General features: G+C 44.1%; 5 protein-coding genes. 2 read left to right on the top strand and 3 right to left on the bottom strand.

Going from position 1 to position 4,330, the window contains the following annotated elements; genetic code table 11:
* Window positions 1-85: 85 nt before the first annotated feature.
* From ACTHPA_RS18420 to ACTHPA_RS18430, 3 genes are all read right to left on the bottom strand, one after another.
* Entirely contained in the window at window positions 86-526 is a 441-nt protein-coding gene (locus tag ACTHPA_RS18420; protein WP_440502406.1) for a cell wall hydrolase, read from the bottom strand.
* Window positions 527-577: 51 nt separating this feature from the next.
* Entirely contained in the window at window positions 578-1,156 is a 579-nt protein-coding gene (locus tag ACTHPA_RS18425) for a DUF3267 domain-containing protein (RefSeq protein ID WP_440502407.1), read from the bottom strand.
* Window positions 1,157-1,226: 70 nt separating this feature from the next.
* The gene (locus tag ACTHPA_RS18430) at window positions 1,227-1,820 is read right to left on the bottom strand and encodes a TetR/AcrR family transcriptional regulator (protein WP_440502408.1); all 594 of its coding nucleotides are present in this window, start codon (window positions 1,818-1,820) and stop codon (window positions 1,227-1,229) included.
* 220 nt (window positions 1,821-2,040) lie between these two features.
* On the opposite strand from ACTHPA_RS18430, the gene ACTHPA_RS18435 reads away from it, so the two are divergent.
* Together ACTHPA_RS18435 and ACTHPA_RS18440 are read left to right on the top strand one after the other, a co-directional pair.
* Window positions 2,041-3,717: an FAD-binding protein gene (locus tag ACTHPA_RS18435; protein ID WP_440502409.1), complete on the top strand. Its 1,677-nt coding sequence runs from the start codon at window positions 2,041-2,043 to the stop codon at window positions 3,715-3,717.
* A gap of 18 nt (window positions 3,718-3,735) precedes the next feature.
* Entirely contained in the window at window positions 3,736-4,191 is a 456-nt protein-coding gene (locus ACTHPA_RS18440) for a CoxG family protein (RefSeq protein WP_440502410.1), read from the top strand.
* Window positions 4,192-4,330: the final 139 nt, after the last annotated feature.

Consider the following 4,330-nt stretch of genomic DNA (forward strand, 5'->3'; position numbering starts at 1 on the left):
TATTTACAGCAAGTCGACTGGTAAAAAATGAAAGTAATAACTTTTTACGGTATCCGTGCAACGCTAATGGGCACCGGAATTGAGCCTAGCCGTTATACACACTTGCACATGTTCCGGCTACTGGTTCGTAGAAGCAGTGGTTCTTGAATTGGCCGGTAAACGGTTGGCCGTACCATGTTGGAGGACAAGGCGCGTATGGATTGAAATACCAAAGGGCGAATTTCGCTGGATGTTGTCTCCAGTTTTCCAAGTTCTGTCTTGCTAATCTTTTTTCAGTCTCTCTTGCTCTTTGGTAGAATAAATTCCCCTTTTGCACCGCTTCGAACGAATAATTATTTCCTTGCACTTGAAAAATGACATCGTTAATCGTTCTTACATCTCGAAAATCCAAACAATCCGCTACGGCACGGTTCACAATGACATTGCCAACGTATAACATCCCTTGCTTTCCTTCAGCCTCGGCTTCCGCCCTCATCATCCTTGCCATTAAATCGACGTCTGATTCCCGGTATTTGACTCTTGGCATTTTACCACCCCACCTATAGGGTATGACAGGGAGTCTGCTTTGATGTCATTTTTAACTATACGTCTTTCTAGGCAGGGGCGCATCGTTCAATATGCTTGCCTTCTCTCGGTAGTACCCCCTGCAAAATTCAGATTGATTCGGCTTAAGCAAGATCAAAACTGAATTCACGATATCAGAGGAAGAGATTATTAAATTGAACCAACTGCTAAATAAAAGAAGCGCTTTAATCTCACCAGCCACAAAGAACGAAGCAATTGCTGGGATGATCGTTAATCCTATAAAAGGCAAGCTCATGAAGATCCAAAATCTCTTTTTCGAAAGCACTGCATTTGTATTGAGCCAAAAATAGATTCCTTTGAACGTTAAGCTTATATCGCCTTTCTTGTGTATGACAACAATATGAAGGGCTTCATGTATGACAAATACCAAAATAACAATTAATAGTAGAGGAAAGTTTGTTAGATGAGTAAAACTTTCCTTGAAGGACAAATAAGGAACAAGAAAAAAAGCGGCCATTAACACGTATACAAATTTCATATAATGCTTTCGAAACGATGCATTTTCAATGAAAGGCCTCCATTTTGATAAATCCAAAGTCGGCTGTGGCAAATGCCGAAACCACAATATCATAGCCGTTCCTTCCTTTCTTATATTTTCATTGTATAGCGCAAGCCCCTTTACGGAAGGGGTCTTTATTCCATCACAAATACGGATTTTCCGCCCATGGTCCAACCGTCGACAGTCTTGTCAGCTGCTTCGCCATATGCGCGGGTGTGTAAGGCATATCATTTTTCAGCCACCAAATAATGACGCCCAAATAGGCTGAAGTAATATAAGCGATGGACATTTCAACGGGCACTTTAAATTCAATGCGATCGTCCAGCATATACTGCGTCGCTCTTTCCACCAACGTTTCAATAATTTCTCTCACCGCCTCCGTGAAGTACGGCACTTTCTCCTGGACGAGCATAATCTTATAAAAACGGTTCTGTTCAATCATTTTATTAAACAGTCGAATGAAAATCGGATGCGGATTATCACTATCATACTTAAATTCAATATCTTTCACTTGTACGCTCTGCCTTATATCATTCAATGCCTCGTCTAACATTTGTTGGAGCAATTCATCTTTGTCGTAGTAATGCAAGTAGAATGTCGCCCGATTCAGTGTGGACCTTTCAGATATCTCTCGTACGGAGATTTTTTGATAGTCCTTTTCTTCCATTAGCCCCAGCAACGCTTCTTCAAACATCGCCTTTGTCCTGACCACTCTTGGATCCAGCTTTGTAGACAATTTCGTTCCCCCTGTCGATTTTCTCTCTCTGTTTTAGACACTCTTCATCTTTGTGATGAGAATGCATCATTTGTCTGAAGAATGTTTATTGTTTTAACTTTCCATTTACCTATAATTATATAGGACAACCCCCTGTCAATAAAGGGGATGTTGAAATTAATCACTTTATTGAGTGGCTTTATATGAAAACGCTTTCTTAAATGATAAGGGGGTTATGGGAATGATAATGAAAAACGATGTGAAATGGGATGTTGAAACAGATGTAGTTGTGTTAGGCAGCGGGGGTGCCGCTTTAACGACAGCGATACTCGCCCATGATCAAGGGGCGGAAGTTGTCATCTTGGAAAAATCAGATCAAATTGGCGGGACAACAGCTTTTTCGGGCGGGATTCCGTGGATTCCGAATAACCGCTATATGAAAGAGCTCGGTATGGAAGATTCGCATGAAGAAGCGAAAAAGTATATTACAAAGCTGACGCACGGCAAAGAGCCGGATCCTGAATTGATTGATGTGTATATTGAAAATGGAGCGAAGATGATCGATTACCTCCATGAGCATACGCCTGTCAAATTTGCGGTCCCTAAAGGGTATGGAGACTATTATGCAGATTTGCCAGGGGGCAAAAATGAAGGCCGTTCACTTGATCCGCTGCCGTTTCCTTTGAATGATTTAGGGGAATGGTCAGAGAAAATAAGAAGAAACCCGATCTTCCCACCTTTGACGTTGGAAGAAGGCGGCGCAGTTGACCCTGGGGATATTGACTTCTCGCTCGTCGCAGAACGAATGGAAAACAATATTACGACGATGGGAAGAGCGTTGGCAGGCAGTCTTTTCAAGGCTGTGCTGGACCGCGGCATCGTTACATTGACTTGCACTCCTGGAAAGGAACTCGTCATGAATGAGGAAGGAGCCGTCATCGGCGTTCGCGCTGAACAAGAGGATGGAACAGACTTTTTCATCGGTGCTCGAAAAGGTGTCATGATTGCTTCCGGTGGATTCGAATGGAACAAGGAGCTTGTCCGGTCATTTTTAAAAGGGGCGATTACACATCCACAATCCCCTTCCTATAACGAAGGCGACGGGTTGATTATGGCGATGGAAGCAGGGGCAGCTCTTGCAAACATGGGCGAAGCTTGGTGGTCTCCGGCTTTTGTTGACCCGACGATTGAGTATGAAGGGAAAGTGTATCACCAAATCGACACGCAAGCACGTACAGCGGCAAATTCAATCATTGTCAATAAACATGGGAAACGCTTCGTCAACGAAGGCTCCACATACATGGACTTGCCTAAATCGTTTTACACGTACGATCAAAACTCGCAGTCATTGCCGAATGAATCGAATGTATGGCTCATTTTTGACCAGCAATTAAAGGATCGTGCGTTAATCGTGACGATGGCGCCTGGCGAAAAGGCACCGGATTGGGTTCCACAAGCGGAAAGCATTCGAGAGCTTGCGGATAAAATCGGAATCGATCCGAATCAGCTTGAAGCGACGGTCGATCGCTTTAATGAGCACGCTGCTAATCACGAAGATCCCGATTTCAACCGCGGTACATTGCACTTCGAGAATTTTGCAAATGGCTTCCGGGGCCGTGAAGCGATAATCGGACCAATTGAAAAAGGGCCATTTTACGCATTGCCGGTCTATGCTGGTGCATTAGGAACGAATGGCGGGCCACGCATTAATGAACATGGACAAGTGATCAGTTTGCGAGGGAAGGTGATTGAAGGGCTATATGCGGCAGGCAACGCGGCGATGGGCGTGTTAGGCGGCGCATATCCTGGCGCAGGGGGAACGATCGGACCTGCAATGACTTTCGGCTATTTGGCAGGTATGCATATTGGCAACGTGCCGTCGCGTAAAATAAGCGACGTGGAAATTGTTCTATCATAATAAAAGGAGGACTATGAAATGCCTAGTGGAACACATACGACAGAATTGGATCTCCCTATTGAGAAGGTGTGGGATTTCGTCAAAGATATGGACAGATGGGCACCGCTCGTCCCTGGATATATCGAGCATGAAATTATAAATGATAAGCAGTCGACGTGGACGTTTAAAGGTGATATCGGCATTATGCAAAAGACGGTCAAGCTGCAAATTGATATTACGGAGTGGACAGAACCATCTTTGGTCACATTCGATTTGACCGGGTTGAATGAAAACTTTGCGGGCAATGGGTATTTTAAGGCAGAGGCAATTTCGGATTCCAAAACGGTCATGCACGGGAATTTGGACATTACTGCAAAAGGGGTGATGGGACCAATGGTGAATGCCATTTTAAAATCATTCGTCCCGAAAACAGCACAGGATCTGACGAAGGCGATTGCAGAGGAAATTACGAGTATTGAATTGAAAAGAGTGTAACTGCGTAAATAGTCGATCATGAACAATCGTAATCACCCCTTGGGCGGGGGTGATTATGATTGTTCAGAGTGTAGACAAAGTCGTTTTTGGACTTTGTCTACACTCTTTTTTAAGGCAAGTGGCAATGGGCAGGAATTTC

It is taken from the genome of Sporosarcina sp. SAFN-015 (assembly GCF_051966875.1).
GTDB lineage: Bacteria > Bacillota > Bacilli > Bacillales_A > Planococcaceae > Sporosarcina.